Source organism: Streptomyces sp. NPDC048142 (assembly GCF_043202835.1).
In the GTDB taxonomy this organism is placed as follows: Bacteria; Actinomycetota; Actinomycetes; order Streptomycetales; family Streptomycetaceae; genus Streptomyces.
On sequence record NZ_JBIDBC010000014.1, the window covers coordinates 77,278 to 96,558 of the forward strand.

Sequence of the window (19,281 nt, forward strand, 5' to 3'; positions counted from 1 at the left end):
TACCTTCGCGCCACCGGACCCATCAGGTCCATCGAAAGTTTTCGCAGATACTGTTCAGCTCAGCTGAACGAACGGGCCACACTGGTGAGTGCGGCGAGGACCCGCGCCACCGCCGGGCCGCTCGCCGCCCCGTGCCGGACCGCCGCCACCACATGGCGGCGCGGCCGGTCCGCCTCCAGCACCCGCATCACCACGCCCTCGCGGCGCTCCCGGGCGGCCATCCGGGGGACCAGCGCGACGCCCATGCCCGCCTCGACCAGGGCGAGGATCGCGGTCCACCCGGCGGCGCTGTGCGCCTGCTCGGGGACGAAGCCCGCCGCCTCGCAGGCGGCGGTGGTGATCTCCGACCAGGGCCCCGAGCCGCCGAAGATCCAGTGGTCGGCGGCCAGGTCCGCGAGGCGCAGGGCAGGCGCGCCGGCCAGCGGGTGGTCGGCGGGGAGCGCCACGTCCAGGGGGTCGGCGAGCAGCGGGAAGAGGCTGAAACGGGGGTCTCGGGCGGTCGGCGCGTGCGCGGCCAGCGACAGGGCCAGGTCCACCTCGCCCGCGGTGAGCAGCTCGTACGCCTGGGCGGCCTCGGCCTCCCGTACGCGTACGTCGGGTCCCGGGCGCTCCTCGGCGCGCAGCAGCCGGACGGCGGGGACGACGAGGGCGGGCACGGCGGTGGAGAACGCGCCGACCCTGACCTCACCGGCCTCGCCGCGCAGATAGCCGGTCAGTTCGGCCTCGGCCCGCTCCAGCTGGGCGAAGACCGCCTCGGCGTGGCGCAGGACGAGGTGGGCGGCGTCGGTGAGACGGACCCGGCGGCCCTGGGGCTCCAGGAGGTCCACGCCGAGCTGCTTGGCCAGGTTGGTGAGCTGCTGGGAGACCGCGGAGGGGGTCATCAGGAGCGCCTCGGCGGTCGCCGTCACCGTGCCCCGGTCGCGCAGGGTGCGCAGGATGCGGAGCTTCTTGACGTCCCACTCGGTCATGGGCGCAACCTACCGGCCCGGGTCGGGTCAGGCGCCCGTCCGACGCCGTACGCCCGTCCGGCGTCGTCCGGGGCCGGACGTGCGGATGCGCCGCGCGGTGGTCCCCACCGGCGGCGCACCCTTCGTGCGTGTCGTACGTGCGCTTCGTGCGTGTGCTTCGCGCAGGTCGTACGTGTGCGGGTCAGACCTGCTTCTTGGACTTGTCCAGGACCATGACCAGGCCCGTGATCACCACGAACAGGGCGATGGGCGCGATGACGTAGAGGCCGATGGTCTCCATCGCGCTCATGCGCGGACCCGGGTCGTCACCGTCGTCGGGCGTGAGCGCGAGCGCCGGGGCCGACATGAGCAGCATCATCAGCGTCGTCCCGGCCGCAACGACGCCGGCGCGCATAGCGTTCTTCTTGTCCACGGTGCCAACGTAGCGAACGCCTAGGGACGACGCTCGCCCGGGGGTGCCGTACGGGGCTCTCGGGGTCGCAGGACGTCCATCAGCGCGTGCAGCCGGGGCGCGGCGGTGATCTCCTCCAGGGTGACCGGACGGCCCTCGGCGTCGGCGATCGGGAGGCGCCAGTTGGGGTACTGGTCCCAGGTGCCGGGGAGGTTCTGCGGGCGGCGGTCGCCCATGGTGTCGGGGAGCCAGACACCGGTCATCCGGGCGGGGGTGCTCAGCAGGAAGCGGTGGACGGCGCGGACGGCGGCCTCCTCGTCGCCGTCGCCCTCGGGGAGCATCCGCAGCCGGGCGAGGAGGGCCAGCCACTCGGCGGTGTCGGTCGCGTCCTCGGTCAGCTCCTCCTCCAGGGAGCGGGTGAGCAGGCCGAGGCGGTGGCGCAGCGTCACATGATCGCCGGTCAGCCGGGCGGCGGTGGAGGGCAGGTCGTGGGTGGTGGCGGTGGCCAGGCAGTCCCGGCGCCACTTCTCCGGGGCGAGCGGCCGGCCGTCGCCGTCCCAGTCACGCTCGAACCAGAGCACGGAGGTGCCGAGTACGCCCCGCCGGGCGAGCGCCTCACGGACGCCGGGCGCGACGGTGCCGAGGTCCTCGCCGACGACGACGGCACCGGCCCGGTGGGCCTCCAGGACGAGGACGGCGAGCATCGCCTCGGCATCCTGCGCGACGTACGTGCCGTCGGTGGGCGGGCGGCCCTCGGGCACCCACCAGAGCCGGAAGAGGCCCATGACGTGGTCGATGCGCAGAGCCCCGGCGTGGGCCAGCAGCCCGCGCAGCAGGCCCCGGTAGGCGGCGTAACCGGTGGCGGCGAGGACGTCGGGGCGCCAGGGCGGCAGGCCCCAGTCCTGGCCGCGCGCGTTGAAGGCGTCGGGGGGCGCGCCGACGGACATGCCGTGGGCGAAGGCCTCCTGCTGGGCCCAGGTGTCGGCGCCGGCCGGGTGCACGCCGACGGCGAGGTCGTGGACGATCCCGACGCTCATCCCGGCGTCCTCGGCGGCCCGCTGGGCGGCGGCGAGCTGGGTGGCGGTCAGCCAGGCGAGGCGGCAGTGGAAGTCGACCCGGTCCAGCAGCCCGGTCCGGGCGCGGGCGGTCGCCGGGGAGCGGGGGTCGCGCAGGGCCTCGGGCCAGGTGTGCCAGTCGGGGCCGTGCACCTCGGCGAGCGCGCACCACAGGGCGTGGTCCTCCAGCGCCTGCCCCTGCTCGGCCAGGAAGTCGCAGTAGGCGGCACGGCGGCCGGGCGTGAGGGGCACCCCGACGACCAGCTCCAGGGCCTGGCGCTTCAGCTCCCAGACGGCGTCCCGGTCGATCAGCGCGCCCTTGTTCAGCACGGCCTCGCTGAGGGCTGCGGCGTCCTGCCGGAGGTCGTCCAGGGCGGCCCGGTCGCGGACATGGCCGTACTCGGGGACCGACTCGACGTGCAGGTGCACCGGGTCGGGGAAGCGGCGCGAGGAGGGGCGGTACGGGGACGGGTCGGTGGGGCGGCCCGGGACGGCCGCGTGCAGCGGGTTGACCTGGACGAACCCGGAGCCGAGGGTGCGCCCGGACCAGGTGGCGAGGTCCGCCAGGTCACCGAGGTCGCCCATGCCCCAGGAGCGGGCGGACAGCAGGGAGTAGAGCTGGACCAGGAAGCCGTGGGAACGCTCGGGCGGCTGCGGAACGCGGGCCGGGGCGGCGACGAGGGTGGCCGTGGCCCGGCGGTGGTCCGGCGTGCGGACGTGGATGCGGTGGACACCGTGGGGCGGCGGGATCCACCAGGCGGGGACGGCCGCCGGAGCATCCGGGTCCGGGCCCCCGGGACGCGGGGCCGGACCAGCAACCGCAGCAGCGTCCCCCGAGGGCGGAACGGGTGCGGTGGCGGCGTCCTCCAGAGCGTCCCCCGGGGGCGGACCGGAAATCGCGCCGGCGCCCCCCGGGGGCGGAACGGAAACCGTGGCGGCGCCCTCCGGAAGCGGACCGGCCACCGCAGCGCCGCCCCCCGGAGGCGACCCGGAAGCCGCGCCGACGCCCCCCGGAGCCGTCACAGGCCGGGCAGGGGCCGCCGCCCGGACCCGCATGCTCAGCGGGGCGGGCGGGCGGCCCGAGGGGTGTCCCGGGGTCCCGGCCGGCTCCGGCTCGACCGTGACGGTCGAGCCGGGGGGCAGTCCGGCCAGGGCGGACGGCAGGGGCTCGCCGGCCCAGACCACCACGGTCGGCGGCAGCAGGCGCGAGCGGGACTCCGCGGCGGCGAGGCACTTCCGTACGTCCGCCGGAGTGCCGGCGTCGACGCCCAGCGCGGCGAGCACGGCGATGACCGTGTCGTCGGGGACGGACACCGTGACATCCGGCGACGGGGAGTAGGAGGTGGCGACACCGTGCAGTGCGGCGAGCCGGGACAAGCCCATTCAGACTCCTGCGAACTCCATGCCCCCTGCGGTGCCGGGTGCGGTCGGCTCGCTGGTCAGAGGGGCGACGGCGGCGAGCGGCGGCTCGCTCGTGAGAGGGGTGGCATCGGCGAGCGGCGGCTCGCTGGTCAGCGGCGCGGAATCGGCGAACGAGGATTCGCCGAGCAGGAGGGAGACATCGGCGAGCGGCGGCCCGCTGATCAGGTGGGCGACATCGGCAAGGGGAAGTCCGCTGGTCAGCGGTCCGGAGTCGGGCTGGGCGGGTACCTGTTTGGAGAGGGCGGAGAGCAGAAGCTGCGCGGCAGCGGGCATGGTGGCCTCCTGGCCATGGAGAACAGGACACAGCAGACCTACCCAGGCCTCGCCGTGGCAGACGTGGACGTGATGCAGGCGTTATGACAACGAGCCCAACGTGCTCTGGGTCACACTTCGCTCCCCCGGGCGGCAGGTATGGGCCGTTTTCAGCCATTCCCGGCCGCCACACCAGCCCCACGGGGCCCGAAGCTGCCGCTATTCCCGGCAAAAACGGCAGAACGGCCACGCTCATTGACACCCTCGCGCCCGGGTGGTGGGCTCGGACCGCGCCGGGGCGCACCGCCTGTGGTCCGATGCGGTCGGTACGGCGGTCCGGCACGGCGGTCCGAATGCCGGCAGTGGATACGTACGGAAGAGGAGTGCGACGTGCGGATCGGGCGCAGAAGGCAGGCGACGGCCGTGGCCGCCGCTGTGATCGGCGGACTCCTCGGATCCGTCTCCCTCGCTCCGGCCGCGACGGCCGCCCCCGCCGATCCCGGCAGGCCCGTCGTCGACGCCGCAGACCGCGCCGACAGCGCGCGGCCGCCGTCCGTGTGGCCCCGGCCGCAGAGCATGAAGGCCACCGGGCCCGCCGTGCCGCTGGGCTCCGAGGCCACACTGGTCGCCGCACCGGAGGCCGATCCGTACGCCGTCGAGCTGGCGCGCTCGCTGCTGCGCGGAGCGGGCGTCCGGACCCTGCACGAGAGCCTGCCGGGCGGCGGGCCCGTGGTGCGCCTCGGTGGCAGCGGCGCCGGTGAGGCGCTGCGGGCGCTGCGCGCTCCCGACCGGGCCGATCTGCCGTCGGGCGGCTACCGGATCGCGGTCGGCCGGGTCGCCGGACGTGCCACCGTCGCGCTGGACGGGCTCGGCGGGGACGGCCTCTTCCACGCCGTCCAGACCCTGCGTCAACTGGTCGCCGACGGCTCGGTGGCCGGCGTGACGGTACGGGACTGGCCGGGAACCGCCGTACGCGGCATGGCCGAGGGGTTCTACGGACAGCCGTGGACCCGCGAGGAGCGGCTCGCCCAGATCTCCTTCATGGGCCGCACCAAACAGAACCGCTATCTCTACGCGGCGGGCGACGACCCCTACCGGCTGGCGCGCTGGCGCGAGCCGTATCCGGCCGACAGGCGGGCCGACTTCCGGGCCCTGGCCGAACGGGCGCGCGCCGAACACGTCACGCTCGGCTGGGCCCTCTCCCCCGGTCAGGCGATGTGCATGGCGTCCGACCAGGACACCGAGGCCCTGACGAAGAAGATCGACGCCATGTGGGCGCTGGGCGTCCGGGTCTTCCAGCTCCAGTTCCAGGACGTCAGCTACAGCGAGTGGCACTGCGACCTGGACGCGGAGACCTTCGGCAGCGGTCCGAAGGCGGCGGCCCGCGCCCAGGCCCGGGTCGCGGGCGCCCTCGCCCGGCATCTGGCGGAACGGCACCCGGACGCGGCCCCGCTGTCGGTGCTGCCGACGGAGTTCTACCAGGACGGGGCCACCGACTACCGAACCGCGCTGGCGGCCGAGCTGGACGACCGGGTGCAGGTGGCCTGGACCGGGGTCGGGGTGGTGCCGAAGAGGATCACCGGGGGCGAACTGGCCGGGGCCCGCGACGCGTTCCGCCACCCGCTGGTGACGATGGACAACTACCCGGTCAACGACTACGCCCAGGACCGCATCTTCCTCGGCCCGTACACCGGCCGGGACCCGGCGGTGGCGAGCGGTTCGGCGGCGCTGCTGGCCAATGCGATGGAGCAGCCGTCCGCCTCCCGGATCCCGCTGTTCACCGCCGCCGACTTCGCCTGGAACCCGAAGGGATACCTCCCGGACGAGTCCTGGCGGGCGGCCGTCGAGGATCTGGCGGGCGGGGACGCGGGCGCCCGGGACGCGCTGCTGGCGCTGGCCGGGAACAGCGCGGGCTCGGTGCTCGGCGCGGAGGAGTCGGCCTACCTCCAGCCCCTGTTCGACGCCTTCTGGAACTCCCGCGCCGACGCCTCCCGCCGCGACCGGGCGGCGGGCGAACTGCGCGCGGCCTTCTCCGTGATGCGCGGGGCCCCCGAGCGGCTGAAGACCCCCGCGGAGGGCCGGCTGACCGACGAGGTGCGCCCCTGGACCGAGCAGCTGGCCCGCTACGGCCGGGCCGGTGAGCTCACCGTGGATCTGCTCCAGGCCCAGGCCGCCGGGGACGGCGCCGCCGCCTGGCGCGCCCAGCTGGCCCTGGAGCCGCTGCGCGAGGAGATCAGCGCGAGCCGGGCCACCGTCGGCAAGGGTGTGCTGGACCCGTTCCTGGACAGGGCGGCGAAGGCGTCCGCCGGGTGGAACGGCACCGACCGCGCCTCGGGCCGGGTCACGAAGGACGCCCACAGCTATACGGTCCGGCTGGGCGGGCCCCGGCCGGTGGAGGCCGTCACGGCGCTCGCCGAGCCCGGTGCCGCCCTCAGCGACGCGGTCGTGGAGGCCCATGTGCCCGGTGAGGGGTGGCGGGCCCTGGGACGGCTCTCGCCGAGCGGCTTCACCCAGACCGCCGCGAAGGGGCTGCGCGCGGACGCCGTACGGGTCACCATGCCGGAGGCCGCCCGGACCGCCCCGCCCTCGTATCTCAGCCCCACCCTGCCCCCCGCCCCCGCCGTGCCTGCGGGGTCCCCGCAGGTGCGCGCCCTGGTGCCGTGGTTCGGCGACGAGCCCGCCGCCACACTCGACCTGGCGCACGGCGAGACGGACGCGGAGATCGGCGGCGAGCCCCAGCGGGTCGCGGCGCGGCTGGCCGGGCGGCGTCCGGTCGAGGTGAAGGGCAAGCTCACCGCGAAGGCCCCCGAGGGCATCGAGGTGCGGGTCCCGAAGCAGACGACCGTGCCGCGCGGATCACGTACGGAGGTGCCCGTGGACATCACCGTCCCGGCGGACACCCCGGCGGGCGAGTACGAGGTTCCGCTGGCCTTCGCCGGCCAGGAGTCCACGCTGACCGTGCGGGCCTTCCCGCGTACGGGGGGCCCGGATCTGGCGCGTACGGCGAAGGCCTCGTCGTCCGGCGACGAGACCCCGGACTTCCCCGCGGCGGCGGCCTCCGACGGCGATCCGGAGACCCGGTGGTCCTCGCCGGTGGAGGACGGGGCCTGGTGGGGGGCCGAGCTGCCGAAGCCGGTGCGCCTGGGCCAGGTGGTGCTGAGCTGGCAGGACGCGTACGCCTCCCGCTACCGCATACAGGTCTCCACGGACGGCCGCGTCTGGCGCACCGCCGCGACCGTGGCGGAGGGCCGGGGCGGGCGCGAGTCGGTCCGGATGGACGCGAAGGACACCCGGTTCATCCGGGTGCAGGGCGAGCGCCGGGCGACGGAGTACGGCTACTCGCTCTGGTCGGTGGAGGCGTACGCGGTCCAGGACGACTGACCGCGTACGTACCGGGGGCGGGGGAAGGACGGCGAAGGCCCGGGTCTCAGGCGGAAACGCCGTCGATCCGGGCCATCACGTCGTCCGCTCCGAACGGTTGCAAATACGGCAGCCAGCGCGGGTCGCGGTGCCCGGTCCCGATGATCCGCCAGGCCAGGCCGGTGGGCGGGGCGGGCTGGTGGCGCAGCCGCCAGCCGAGCTCGGGCAGATGGCGGTCGGCCTTGACGTGGTTGCAGCGACGGCAGGCCGCCACCACGTTGTCCCAGGCGTGCCGGCCGCCGCGGCTGCGCGGGATGACGTGGTCGACGCTGGTCGCGGCGGCCCCGCAGTACATGCAGCGCCCGCCGTCCCGGGCGAACAGCGCCCGCCGTGTCAGGGGGACGGGGCCCCGGTAGGGAACCCGGACGAAGCGCTTGAGCCGGACCACACTGGGTGCGGGCACGGCACGGGTGGCACTGTGCAGGAAGGCGCCGGACTCCTCGAGGCAGATGGCCTTGTTCTCGAGGACGAGGACGAGCGCGCGGCGGAGCGGTACGACGCCGAGCGGCTCGTACGACGCGTTGAGAACCAGGACGTGCGGCACGGTGGATGCCTCCTTGTACGCCGGCGGCGCGTGGCTCGCGCCGGGACGATCCGATCTCAGTCTCTCCTCATGCCTGGTCAAAGCGCCACCACGTACGGGTAACGGGCCGGGAGGATTTTTTCTCCGCACCGGGCTCCGCCCGCCGTTCCGCGGCGGCGAGCAGGTGTTTCACCAGGGCCGCCGTCCGCGCCGTGCGATCGGCCACAGGGGAGGTGTTCCCGGTGAGACCTGTCTCTCCTCCCGCGACGGCAACGATCCACTCCCCCGGCTTCGTTAGTGTTATCGACCAGCCGTCGTCCCCCTGGAGGTCCTTGCCGTGTCGCTGTCCGCGCTCTTGGGCGCAGCCCCGTCCCCCGGGCCGGGCGGCTCGCTGGACGAAGCCGCCGAACAGGCCGGGAACGCCGCGGGCTGGGTCGAGGAGAACTGGTCCACCTGGCTGAGCACCGGGCTGCGGATCCTGGTGATCGTGGCGGTCGCGATCACGCTGCGTTATCTGATCCGGCGCACCCTGACCAATCTGATCGAGCGGATGAACCGCAGCGCCCAGGCGGTGCAGGGCACGGCGCTGGGCGGGCTGCTGGTGAACGCGGAGCGCAGACGCCAGCGCTCGGAGGCGATCGGCTCGGTGCTGCGCTCGGTGGCCTCGTTCCTCATCATGGGCACGGCCGCGCTGATGGTCCTGGGCGCCTTCGAGATCAACCTGGCCCCGCTGCTCGCCTCCGCCGGGGTCGCGGGGGTGGCGCTCGGCTTCGGCGCCCGCAACCTGGTCACGGACTTCCTCTCCGGCGTCTTCATGATCCTTGAGGACCAGTACGGAGTCGGGGACAGCATCGACGCGGGGGTGGCCTCCGGCGAGGTCATCGAGGTGGGGCTGCGTGTCACCAAGCTGCGCGGTGAGAACGGCGCGATCTGGTACGTCCGCAACGGCGAGGTGAAGCGGATAGGCAACCTCAGCCAGGGCTGGTCCACCGCCGGGGTCGATGTCACGGTGCGCCCGACGGAGAACCTGGACCACGTCCGCGCGGCGATCACCACCGCCGCTGAGACCATGACGAAGGAAGAGCCCTGGTCGGAGCGACTGTGGGGCCCGGTGGAGGTGCTCGGCCTGGACGCGGTTCTGCTGGACTCGATGACGGTCCGGGTGACCGCGAGGACGATGCCGGGCAAGTCGGTCGGCGTGGAGCGCGAGCTGCGCTGGCGCATCAAGCAGGCGCTGGACGACGCGGGCATCCGGATGGTCGGCACCCTGCCGCTCCAGGCTGACGGCGAGGGCCCCGACCCGTCCGCCGGGGTGGCCGCGCCTTCCGCCTATGCCTCGGCCGTCTCCCCGCAGTCGCTGGCGGCGACGCCCATACCGTCGGCGAACCTGAACAAGTAGGCCCTTCCCCAGCGCCCCCGGCGGCCTCCTGGACCCCAGGACGGCGGCCGGGGGCGCCGCCGTGTCGGTAACACTTTGATTGCCGGACGGGCGATGCCCATTGACGCCCCGGTGACCTGCGCCCTACCGTCCTCCCAGCGAATAGGAAACTTTCCTAACAGAGTCACGAGCGTTGAGTTCCTGACAGAGGCGGTGCATCCACGATGGCGGGAACCACTCCGGGCCCACCCGGCACCCCGGGCACCCCGCGGGTGCTGCGGGCCATGAACGACCGGGCCGCCCTCGATCTGCTGCTGGAACACGGGCCGCTCTCCCGGACCCGGATCGGGAAGCTGACCGGGCTCTCCAAGCCCACCGCCTCCCAGCTCCTGGCCCGGCTGGAGGCGGCCGGTCTGGTCGTCGCCACCGGGACCAGCGAGGGGCGCCCCGGGCCCAACGCGCAGCTCTACACGGTGAACGCGCGGGCCGCCCATGTGGCCGGGCTCGACGTGAACGGGCGGCGCGTCGTCGCCGCCGTCGCGGACGTGACCGGTCGGACGGTCGGGGAGTTCGAGCTGGCGACCCCGGGCCGGCGCGCCGACGGTGTGGTGCGGCAGGTCGCCGACGCGCTGGACGGGGCGGTGAAGGACGCCGGGCTCACCCGCGCCGACGTGCACCGGATCGTCATCGGCACCCCGGGCGCCTTCGATCCGGGCACCGGACGGCTGCGGTACGCCTCGCACCTGCCCGGCTGGCACTCCCCCGCCCTGCTGGACGAGCTGGCCGCGTTCCTGCCGATGCCGGTGGAGTACGAGAACGACGTCAACCTGGTCGCCGTCGCCGAGCAGCGCCTCGGCGCGGCCCGCGGCCACGAGGACTTCGTCCTGCTGTGGAGCGAGGAAGGGCTCGGCGCCGCTCTCGTCATCAACGGGCGCCTGCACCGGGGCTTCACCGGCGGCGCGGGCGAGGTCGGCTTCCTGCCGGTGCCCGGCACCCCGCTCGTACGCCAGGTCGTCAAGGCCAACAGCGGTGGCTTCCAGGAGCTGGCGGGCGCCCAGGCGGTGCCCCGGCTCGCGAAGGCGCTGGGCATCGACACCCCGCAGCAGCCGTACGCGAAGGTCGCCGCCGAACTGCTGGCGCGGGCGGCCGACGCGTACGAGCGGGACGAGGCGCTCACCGAGCTGCTGCGCCAGTACGCCCAGCGGCTCGCCACCGGGCTCGCCTCCGTCATCGCCGTCCTGGACCCCGGGCTGATCGTGCTCTCCGGCGGAGCGGTCGCGGCGGGCGGCGAGGTCCTGCGCTCCCTGATCCAGTCCGAGCTGGCCGAGCTCGCCGCCTCCCGGCCCCGGCTGGTGGTCGGCCAGATCGACCGCACCCCCGTCCTGCGCGGCGCACTGGAGCGGGCGCTCGCCGACACCCGCGACGAAGTGTTCGACACCTCGCACTGAACCACCGCTCTCCTCCTTCCCGTTTCTCCCCCTGCCGTCTGTCACTTCCCCGTCCCTGGGAGTCTCGTCATGCGCACAAGCCGTCTCACCACCACCGCTGTCGCCGTCGCCGCGATATCGGTGCTCGCCACCGCGTGTACCGGCCAGTCCGAGGCGGGCGCCTCCGACGACCCGAAGGCGAAGACCACGATCAACTTCTGGCACGGCTGGAGCTCGCCCGCCGAAGTGAAGGCCGTCCAGGACAACATCGACCGGTTCGAGAAGGCCCACCCGAACATCACGGTCAAGGTCTCCGGCAACATCAACGACGACAAGCTCAACCAGGCGCTGCGCGCGGGCGGTTCGAACGGGCCCGACGTGGTCTCCTCGTTCACCACCGCGAACGTCGGCAAGTTCTGCTCGTCCGGCGCCTTCGCCGATCTGAAGCCGTTCATCGAGAAGTCGAAGCTCGACCTGGAGAAGACCTTCCCGAAGGTCCTCCTCGACTACACCCGGTTCGAGGGCAAGCGCTGCGCCCTGCCGCTCCTCACCGACGCCTACGGCCTCTACTACAACAAGGACGCGTTCAGGAAGGCCGGGATCACCGCTCCGCCGAAGACGATGTCCGAACTGGCGAGCGTGGCGAAGAAACTGACGGTCGAGAAGGGCGACAGCTACTCGCAGCTCGGGTTCATGCCGAACTTCCACGGTTACGAGACCGTCGCCAGCCACTACCTGTCCTCGTGGGACCACACGTACTTCGACGAGAACGGCAAGTCCAACATCGCCAAGGACCCGGCGTTCGCGGAGATGTTCACGTACCAGAAGAAGCTCGTGGAGACCCTCGGCGGCTACGAGAAGCTGGAGAAGTACCGGGGCACCTTCGGTGACGAGTGGGGCGCCAAACATCCCTTCCACACCGGTCAGGTCGCCATGCAGCTGGACGGCGAGTGGCGGCTCGGGATGGCCGAGGACGCCGGGGTCGACTTCGAGATCGGGGTCGCCCCGATGCCCGTCGCCGACGACGAGGCGGACAGCTACGGCAAGGGTTATCTCTCCGGCACCATCGTGGGTATCGCCCCCGCCAGCAAGAAGCAGAACGCCTCGTGGGAGCTGGTGAAGTACATGACCACCGACACGGAGGCGGTCGTCAACTTCTCCAACGGCATCCGGAACGTGCCCTCCACGCTGGAGGCGCTGAAGTCGCCGGACCTGAAGTTCGACCCGCGCTTCAGGACCTTCCTGGACATCGCCCAGCACCCGGAGTCCAGCACCTCCGACGGGGCCGTCAACGGTGCGACGTACCAGCTGACCCTCCAGGACTTCGGCTACCAGTACGAGAAGGGCGCGGTGAAGGACCTCCAGGCCGGCCTGGAGAAGACCGCCCAGCAGATCGACACCGACATCGCCAAGGCCAAGTAGCCCCCGATGACGACGCACACGCTCCGCTCCAAACGCCGCAGGTCGGCGCTGCGCACGGCGGCCTTCATGTCTCCGTGGCTGATCGGGTTCTCGGTCTTCTTCGTCTACCCGATGGTCTCGACGGTCTACTTCTCGTTCACGGACTACGACGGGTTCGGGGCGCCGGTCTTCAACGGGCTGACGAACTGGACGTACGTCTTCCAGGACTATCCGATGTTCTGGCCGTCACTGTGGAACACGCTCTGGCTGGTGGTCGTCGTGGTCACCTGCCGGGTCGTCTTCGGGCTCGGCATCGGGATGCTCATCACGAAGATCAAGACGGGGACCGGAGTCTTCCGGACGCTGTTCTACCTGCCCTACCTGGCACCGCCGGTCGCCGCGACGCTCGCCTTCGTCTTCCTTCTCAACCCCGGCACCGGGCCCGTCAACGCGATCCTCGGGGACCTGGGGCTGCCGACGCCGGGCTGGTTCAACGACGCCTCCTGGTCCAAGCCGGCGCTCACCATGCTCGCGGTCTGGGGCATCGGGGACCTGATGGTGATCTTCATGGCCTCGCTGCTGGACGTGCCGACCGAGCAGTACGAGGCGGCCGAGCTGGACGGGGCGTCCGCCTGGCAGAGGTTCCGCTTCGTGACCCTGCCGAACATCTCGCCGATCGTGCTGTTCGCCGTGGTGACGGGCGTCATCCAGGCGATGCAGTACTACACACAGCCGCTGGTGGCCGGGAAGGTCGCCTCCGGGGTCATCGGCGGCTCAGGCCAGTCCTTCGAACCCGGCTATCCCGACAAGTCGACACTCACGCTTCCCCAGCTTGTCTACAACCTGGGCTTCCAGCGCTTCGACTACGGCGCCGCCTGTGTCGTCGCCCTCATCCTGTTCGCCCTGGCCATGGCCTTCACCGCGCTGCTCATGCGGGGCCGCAACAACCTCATCCAGGCCGGTGACTGAGCCATGACCCAACTCCTCGACAAGCCCGCGGCCGGCGCCGTCCCGGCGACCGCACCCCGGACGCCCGCCGAACGCACCGCCCGCCGCAAGGCACTGCTGCACTGGATCGCCGTGCACTCGCTCGGGATCGCCGCCGCGCTCTTCTTCGTGCTGCCGTTCGTCTTCGTGGTGCTGACCTCGCTGATGAGCGACCAGCAGGCGCTGACCCGCGACCTCACCCCGAACACCTGGGAGTGGGGCAACTACGAGCGGGTCCTCGACACCCCGGGCTTTCTGACCTGGTGGCGCAACACCCTGCTGTACGCGGGCGTCGGCACCGTCCTCACCGTCGTCTCGTCCGTCCCGGTGGCGTACGCGCTGGCGAAGTTCCGCTTCCGGGGCCGCAAGCTGTCGCTGATGCTCGTCATCTCGATGATGATGCTGCCGCCGCAGGTCGTCATCATCCCGATGTACCTGTTCTGGGCCAAGCAGATGGACCTGTCCGGCACCCTGTGGCCGCTGATCATCCCGATGGCCTTCGGCGACGCGTTCTCCATCTTCCTGCTGCGGCAGTTCCTGCTCACCATCCCGGACGAGTACCTGGACGCCGCCAAGGTCGACGGCTGCGGTGAGTTCCGCACCCTGATGAAGGTCGTCCTGCCGATGGCCAGGCCCGGCATCGCGGCCATCGCCCTCTTCCAGTTCTTCTACGCGTGGAACGACTACTTCGGACCACAGATCTACGCCTCCGAGAACCCGGCCGCCTGGACGCTCAGTTACGGCCTCGAATCCTTCAAGGGCGCACACCACACCGACTGGAACCTGACCATGGCCGCGACCGTTCTGGTCATGGCCCCCGTGATCGCCGTCTTCTTCTTTGCCCAGAAGGCATTCGTCGAGGGCGTCACACTGACCGGAGTAAAGGGCTGACATGAAGCTCGCAGTAGTGGGTGGCGGGTCCACCTACACCCCTGAACTGATCGACGGATTCGCCCGGCTGCGGGACACGCTGCCGATCGAGGAGCTGGTGCTCGTCGATCCGGCGGCCGACCGCCTGGACCTGGTGGGAGGTCTCGCCCGGCGGATCTTCGCCAAGCAGGACCACGCCGGGAGGATCACGACCACCACCGACCTCGACGCGGGCGTCGCCGACGCCGACGCGGTCCTGCTCCAGCTGCGCGTCGGCGGGCAGGCCGCGCGCGACCAGGACGAGACCTGGCCGCTGGAGTGCGGCTGCGTCGGCCAGGAGACCACCGGCGCCGGCGGCCTCGCCAAGGCGCTGCGCACCGTGCCGGTCGTCCTGGACATCGCCGAGCGGGTCCGCCGCGCCAACCCGGACGCCTGGATCATCGACTTCACCAACCCGGTCGGCATCGTCACCCGCGCCCTGCTCCAGGCCGGGCACAAGGCCGTCGGCCTGTGCAACGTGGCGATCGGCTTCCAGCGCAAGTTCGCCCGGCTGCTGGACGTGAACCCCTCCGAGGTGCACCTCGACCATGTCGGGCTCAACCACCTGACCTGGGAGCTGGGCGTGCGCCTGGGCGGCCCGGACGGCGAGAACGTCCTGCCCCGGCTGCTCGCGGAGCACGGCGACGCCATCGCCGACGACCTCCACATGGACCGTCGGCTCATCGACCGGCTCGGTGTCGTCCCCTCGTACTACCTGCGCTACTTCTACGCCCACGACGAGGTGGTCAGGGAGCTCGGCACCAAGCCGTCCCGGGCCGCCGAGGTCGCGGCGATGGAGAAGGAACTGCTGGCGATGTACGGCGACCCGACGCTGGACGAGAAGCCCGAGCTGCTCGCCAAGCGCGGCGGCGCCTTCTACTCCGAGGCGGCCGTGGATCTGGCGGCCTCCCTGCTGGGCGACGGCGGCTCCCCGGTCCAGGTGGTCAACACGTACAACAACGGGACGCTGCCGTTCCTCCCGGACGACGCGGTGATCGAGGTCCAGGCCCGGGTCGGGCACGACGGGGCGACGCCGCTGGCCGTGCCGGCGCTGGACCCGCTGTACGCCGGTCTGATCGCCAACGTGACGGCGTACGAGGACCTCGCCCTGGAAGCCGCGCTGCGCGGCGGCCGGGACCGGGTCTTCAAGGCGCTGCTCGCCCACCCGCTGATCGGCCAGTACGCGTACGCCGAGGGCCTCACCGACCGGCTGATCGCGCACAACCGGGAGCACCTTTCGTGGGCGTGAACGTGTCGGTCGTCGCCGTCGACGCGGGCAACAGCAAGACCGATGTGGCGCTGATCGGCGAGGACGGCACGGTGCTGGCCACGGCGCGCGGCGGCGGTTTCCAGCCGCCCGTGGTCGGAGTGGAGGCCGCGACCGACGTGCTGGCCTCCGCACTGGAGCGGGCGGTCGCGGAACTGCCCGGCGCCGGTGGCCCACGCGCCTCGTTCACCTCGTTCGGCCCACGCGCCTCGCTCGCCTCGCCCGGTTCGCCCGTTCATGTCTCCGCGTGTCTGGCCAACGCCGATCTGCCGGTCGAGGAGGCCGAGTTGGCCGCCGCCCTGGAGGCCCGAGGGTGGGGCTCATCGGTGGAGGTGCGCAACGACACCTTCGCGATCCTGCGCGCCGGGGTGGACGAGCCCCGGGGCGTCGCGGTGGTGTGCGGGGCCGGGATCAACTGCGTGGGCATGACCCCGGACGGGCGGACCGCCCGCTTCCCCGCGATCGGGCGGATATCCGGTGACTGGGGCGGCGGTTCGGGGCTCGCGGAGGAGGCGCTGTGGTTCGCCGCGCGCGCCGAGGACGGGCGCGGCGAACCGTCCGAGCTGGCCCGCGCGCTGCCCGGCCACTTCGGGCTCGACTCGATGTACGGGCTGATCGAGGCGCTGCACCGGGGCGGGATCCCCCTGGAGCGGCGGCACGAGCTGACGCCGGTGCTGTTCGCCACGGCCGCGGGCGGGGACCCGGTGGCCCTCGCCCTGGTGGAGCGGCTGGCCGAGGAGGTGGTGGCGATGGCCTCGGTCGCGCTGAGCAGGCTCGGTCTGCTGGAGGAGGAGGCTCCGGTGCTGCTGGGCGGCAGTGTGCTGGCCGCGCGCCATCCGCAGCTGAACGACCGGATCGCCGAACTCCTGGCGGTGCGCGCCCCGAAGGCCCGGGTGCGGGTCGTGTCCGAGCCGCCGGTGCTGGGGGCGGCGCTGCTGGGCCTGGACCGTACGGGCGCGGCGCCGGAGGTCCACCGCAGGCTGCGCGAGCAGTACGTCTGAGGGCCTCGGCGGTACGCCGTACGTCAGGGAGCGTCCCTTCGCGCGATGCGCGGGGGGACGTTCCTCGTACGGGTGAACGCCCGGCGCACGGGAGGCGCGAGGGAACCGATCGGGCTTCTGGAACGTGTATCTGATGGGGAGTTCGTTCGCTTGGACGCACTCCGCCAGGGGCGGCGGTCTCGCTGCGGGTCTTATGGGGAGGTATCCGGGCACGTTGCACTGCTTGCCTTGATCGGCCGCGTCCGCCCTGATCGAATGCGGGGACCTGTGAGGGATTGATGCGGGGGCCGATGCGGGATCCGGGCGTTCCTGGTGTGCGTGTCCGTTCCCGCGGCCATACTTCTGGCCGGGCACGCGTCCTTGGGCCGGGGACGGGGACCCGCCGTCCGTGACCGAGGGGGAGGTCGAGTGACACACCCGCCGAGCAGCGGCTCGCCGGCGCCGCGCACGCCGGACCCGGTGTCCGCGCGTGCCGGGGTGCCCGCGCAGCGCCGCACCGCGTGGACCGCGCAGGCGGAGCGCCTGCGCGCCGTGGCGACGACCGAGCCCGGCCGGCTCCGGATCATCGGGGCCGTCCTGGCCCTGCTGGTCGTGGCGTTCGGCGCGGTGACCACGCTGGAGATCTCGTCGCGGGCCTCCGCGGCCGACGACGTGGTCAGCCGCAGTCAGCCGCTCAGCGCCGACGCGGCGGCCATCTACCGCTTCCTGGCGGACGCGGACACGACGGCGGCCAGTGGGTTCCTCGCGGGCGCGCAGGAGCCCGAGGCCGTGCACGAGCAGTACCGCGAGGACATCGAGGAGGCGGCCCGGCTGCTGGTGAAGGCGTCGGGGAACACCGACCCCGACAGCGCGTCCAGACGGGAGACGGCCACCCTCAACAAGCTGCTCCCGGTCTACACCGGCCTGATCGAGCGCGCCCGCGCCAACAACCGCCAGGGCCTGCCGCTGGGCGGCGCCTATCTCCGGTACGCGAACCAGAAGATGGCCGACGAGATGCTGCCGGCCGCCGAGCGGCTGTACGCGGTGGAGTCGGGCCGGCTGGAGCGGGACTCCGCCGACGCCCGGCAGTGGCCCCTCCTGTCGCTCGGCGCCGGGATCCTGGTGCTCGGCGCCCTGGCGTGGATGCAGCGGCGCACCTACCTCCGGACGAACCGGATACTGAACCACGGGCTGCTGGCGGCGACGGCCGCCGCCTCGGTGGTGGTGCTCTGGCTGGCCGCGGGGCATGCGGTGGCCCGTGCGGAGCTGCGGTCGGCGATGGTGCACGGCCAGGCGTCCCTGGAGGTGCTCAACGACGCGCGGATCAGCTCCCTGAAGGCGCGGGCCAACGAGAACCTCACGCTGGTGGCGCGCGGCGCGGTGCTGACCCCCGACGGCTCCGCCGACCAGTACGAGGCGGACTACACCACGGGAATGAAGGCGTTGAGAGCCCAGTTGGAGAAGGCCGAGCGGCTCGCGGACGACGAGAGCGGGAGCGCTCCGGTGGCCAGGGCGGCGGAGGGCGTGGCCCAGTGGCGGGCCCGCCACCGCGAGGCCCGTGCCACGGACGACCGCGGCGACTACGAAGGCGCCCTGAAGCAGATCATCGGGACCGACGAGTCCACCGGGCAGTCCTTCCAGCAGGTGGACACGGCGCTGGAGAAGGCACTCGCCCATGAACAGGGCGAGTTCACCGCGGCGGCAGAGGACGGGCGCGGGGCCCTGCGGGGCCTGCCGACAGGAGCCGCGGCCCTGGCGGTCCTGGGGGCCGCCGCCGTGATCGTCGGGGTCAACCGCAGGCTCTCGGAGTACCGGTGAGAGGGGCAGCGATGAGCAGGCCGAAGGACCGGCCCGGGAGCGGCGGCCTGCGCGGCTGGGGCGGCGTGACGGGGATGGCTGCGGCCTGTGCGGTCACCGCCGCGCTCACGCTGCTGCCGCTGGCCCACCACAGCGGCAGGGCGGCCGGAGAGGACACCTCGGGCGGCGGGCCGGTGACGGCTGTCCAGACGCGGGCCGAGGAGTGCACCGAGCCGGAGGCGAGCCTGCCCGCTTCGGGAGACGGCGGTCCGGCCATCGACACGATCAGGCAGCGGGGCAAGCTGATCGCGGGCGTCGACCAGAACAGCTTCCGCTGGGGCTACCGCAATCCGGAGAGCCGTGAGCTCGAAGGGTTCGACATCGACCTGGTGCGGGCCATCGCCGAGGACATCCTGGGCGACCCGAACGCGGTGATCTTCCGTGCGATCCCCACCAACCAGCGCATCGCCGCCCTGGAGAACGACCGGGTCGACGTCGTCGTACGGACGATGACGATCAACTGCGAGCGGCTGGAGCAGGTCTCCTTCTCCACGGCCTACTTCCGGGCCGGACAGCAGGTGCTCGCCCCGAAGGAGTCGACGATCACCGGATACGACTCCTCACTGAAGGGCAAGCGGGTCTGCTCGGCCGAGGGCTCCACCGCGTACGAGGCGCTGGAGAAGGAGTCCTTCGGGGCGCTCTACAAGGACGCCTTCGACGGCACCGAGCGCGATCCGGACCTGCTGACCGTGCCCAGCCAGCTGGACTGCCTGGTGCGGCTCCAGCTCGGCGAGGTCGACGCGATCGTCACGGACAACGCCCTGGCGGCCGGTCAGGCGGCGCAGGACCCGGCGGTGGAGCTCAAGGGGAAGGCCCCGTTCACCACCGAGTACTACGGCGTCGCGACGAAGAAGGACGCGAACGACCTGGTGGCCCGGGTGAACAAGGTCCTCGTCGACTACCGGGCGGGCGGTACGAACAGCGCCTGGATGGAGTCGTACCGCGAGTGGCTGGCGACCGGGCTTCCCGGCATCACCGCACCGCCCGCGCCCAAGTACCGGGGCGACTGACCCCGTAGCGCTCCTGCGCGTACGGAGCGGAACG

15 protein-coding genes are annotated in these 19,281 nt (G+C 72.6%); 10 read left to right on the forward strand and 5 right to left on the reverse strand.

Going from position 1 to position 19,281, the window contains the following annotated elements:
* Positions 1–59: 59 nt before the first annotated feature.
* The 4 genes from ACGF2Y_RS19445 to ACGF2Y_RS19460 form a co-directional block, all read right to left on the reverse strand.
* The gene (locus tag ACGF2Y_RS19445) at positions 60–968 is read right to left on the reverse strand and encodes a LysR family transcriptional regulator (protein WP_392948802.1); all 909 of its coding nucleotides are present in this window, start codon (positions 966–968) and stop codon (positions 60–62) included.
* Between the two features lie 181 nt (positions 969–1,149).
* Entirely contained in the window at positions 1,150–1,362 is a 213-nt protein-coding gene (locus ACGF2Y_RS19450; protein WP_392949023.1) for a hypothetical protein, read from the reverse strand.
* 38 nt (positions 1,363–1,400) lie between these two features.
* Complete coding sequence (gene malQ / locus ACGF2Y_RS19455; protein ID WP_392948805.1) at positions 1,401–3,797, reverse strand: 4-alpha-glucanotransferase; 2,397 nt, start codon at positions 3,795–3,797, stop codon at positions 1,401–1,403.
* Complete coding sequence (locus ACGF2Y_RS19460; protein WP_392948806.1) at positions 3,798–4,109, reverse strand: hypothetical protein; 312 nt, start codon at positions 4,107–4,109, stop codon at positions 3,798–3,800.
* 369 nt (positions 4,110–4,478) lie between these two features.
* On the opposite strand from ACGF2Y_RS19460, the gene ACGF2Y_RS19465 reads away from it, so the two are divergent.
* Positions 4,479–7,469 (forward strand): beta-N-acetylglucosaminidase domain-containing protein, encoded by a 2,991-nt coding sequence (locus tag ACGF2Y_RS19465; protein WP_392948808.1) that lies wholly within the window; start codon positions 4,479–4,481, stop codon positions 7,467–7,469.
* A 46-nt stretch (positions 7,470–7,515) separates the two neighbouring features.
* Here ACGF2Y_RS19465 and ACGF2Y_RS19470 read toward each other — a convergent pair whose 3' ends face one another.
* Positions 7,516–8,052, reverse strand: coding sequence for an HNH endonuclease (locus ACGF2Y_RS19470; RefSeq protein ID WP_030801764.1), 537 nt, complete (start codon positions 8,050–8,052; stop codon positions 7,516–7,518).
* A 316-nt stretch (positions 8,053–8,368) separates the two neighbouring features.
* Here ACGF2Y_RS19470 and ACGF2Y_RS19475 point away from each other — a divergent pair, with 316 nt between their 5' ends.
* The 9 genes from ACGF2Y_RS19475 (at position 8,369) to ACGF2Y_RS19515 (ending at position 19,247) form a co-directional block, all read left to right on the forward strand.
* A complete protein-coding gene (locus ACGF2Y_RS19475) occupies positions 8,369–9,430 on the forward strand; it encodes a mechanosensitive ion channel family protein (RefSeq protein ID WP_392948811.1) in 1,062 nt (353 codons plus the stop codon).
* A gap of 203 nt (positions 9,431–9,633) precedes the next feature.
* The gene (locus ACGF2Y_RS19480) at positions 9,634–10,857 is read left to right on the forward strand and encodes an ROK family protein (protein WP_392948814.1); all 1,224 of its coding nucleotides are present in this window, start codon (positions 9,634–9,636) and stop codon (positions 10,855–10,857) included.
* A gap of 69 nt (positions 10,858–10,926) precedes the next feature.
* Positions 10,927–12,258, forward strand: coding sequence for an ABC transporter substrate-binding protein (locus ACGF2Y_RS19485; protein ID WP_392948817.1), 1,332 nt, complete (start codon positions 10,927–10,929; stop codon positions 12,256–12,258).
* Between the two features lie 6 nt (positions 12,259–12,264).
* Positions 12,265–13,206, forward strand: coding sequence for a carbohydrate ABC transporter permease (locus ACGF2Y_RS19490; protein WP_392948820.1), 942 nt, complete (start codon positions 12,265–12,267; stop codon positions 13,204–13,206).
* 3 nt (positions 13,207–13,209) lie between these two features.
* Entirely contained in the window at positions 13,210–14,115 is a 906-nt protein-coding gene (locus ACGF2Y_RS19495) for a carbohydrate ABC transporter permease (RefSeq protein WP_392948822.1), read from the forward strand.
* A 1-nt stretch (position 14,116) separates the two neighbouring features.
* Positions 14,117–15,382, forward strand: a complete 1,266-nt coding sequence (locus ACGF2Y_RS19500) for a 6-phospho-beta-glucosidase (protein WP_392948824.1) — start codon at positions 14,117–14,119, stop codon at positions 15,380–15,382.
* Positions 15,373–16,401, forward strand: coding sequence for an N-acetylglucosamine kinase (locus tag ACGF2Y_RS19505; protein WP_392948827.1), 1,029 nt, complete (start codon positions 15,373–15,375; stop codon positions 16,399–16,401). The genes ACGF2Y_RS19500 and ACGF2Y_RS19505 overlap by 10 nt, the downstream gene beginning before the upstream one ends.
* 408 nt (positions 16,402–16,809) lie before the next feature.
* Positions 16,810–18,198, forward strand: coding sequence for a hypothetical protein (locus ACGF2Y_RS19510; RefSeq protein WP_392948830.1), 1,389 nt, complete (start codon positions 16,810–16,812; stop codon positions 18,196–18,198).
* Positions 18,199–18,209: 11 nt separating this feature from the next.
* Positions 18,210–19,247: a glutamate ABC transporter substrate-binding protein gene (locus ACGF2Y_RS19515; protein ID WP_392948833.1), complete on the forward strand. Its 1,038-nt coding sequence runs from the start codon at positions 18,210–18,212 to the stop codon at positions 19,245–19,247.
* Positions 19,248–19,281 lie beyond the last annotated feature (34 nt).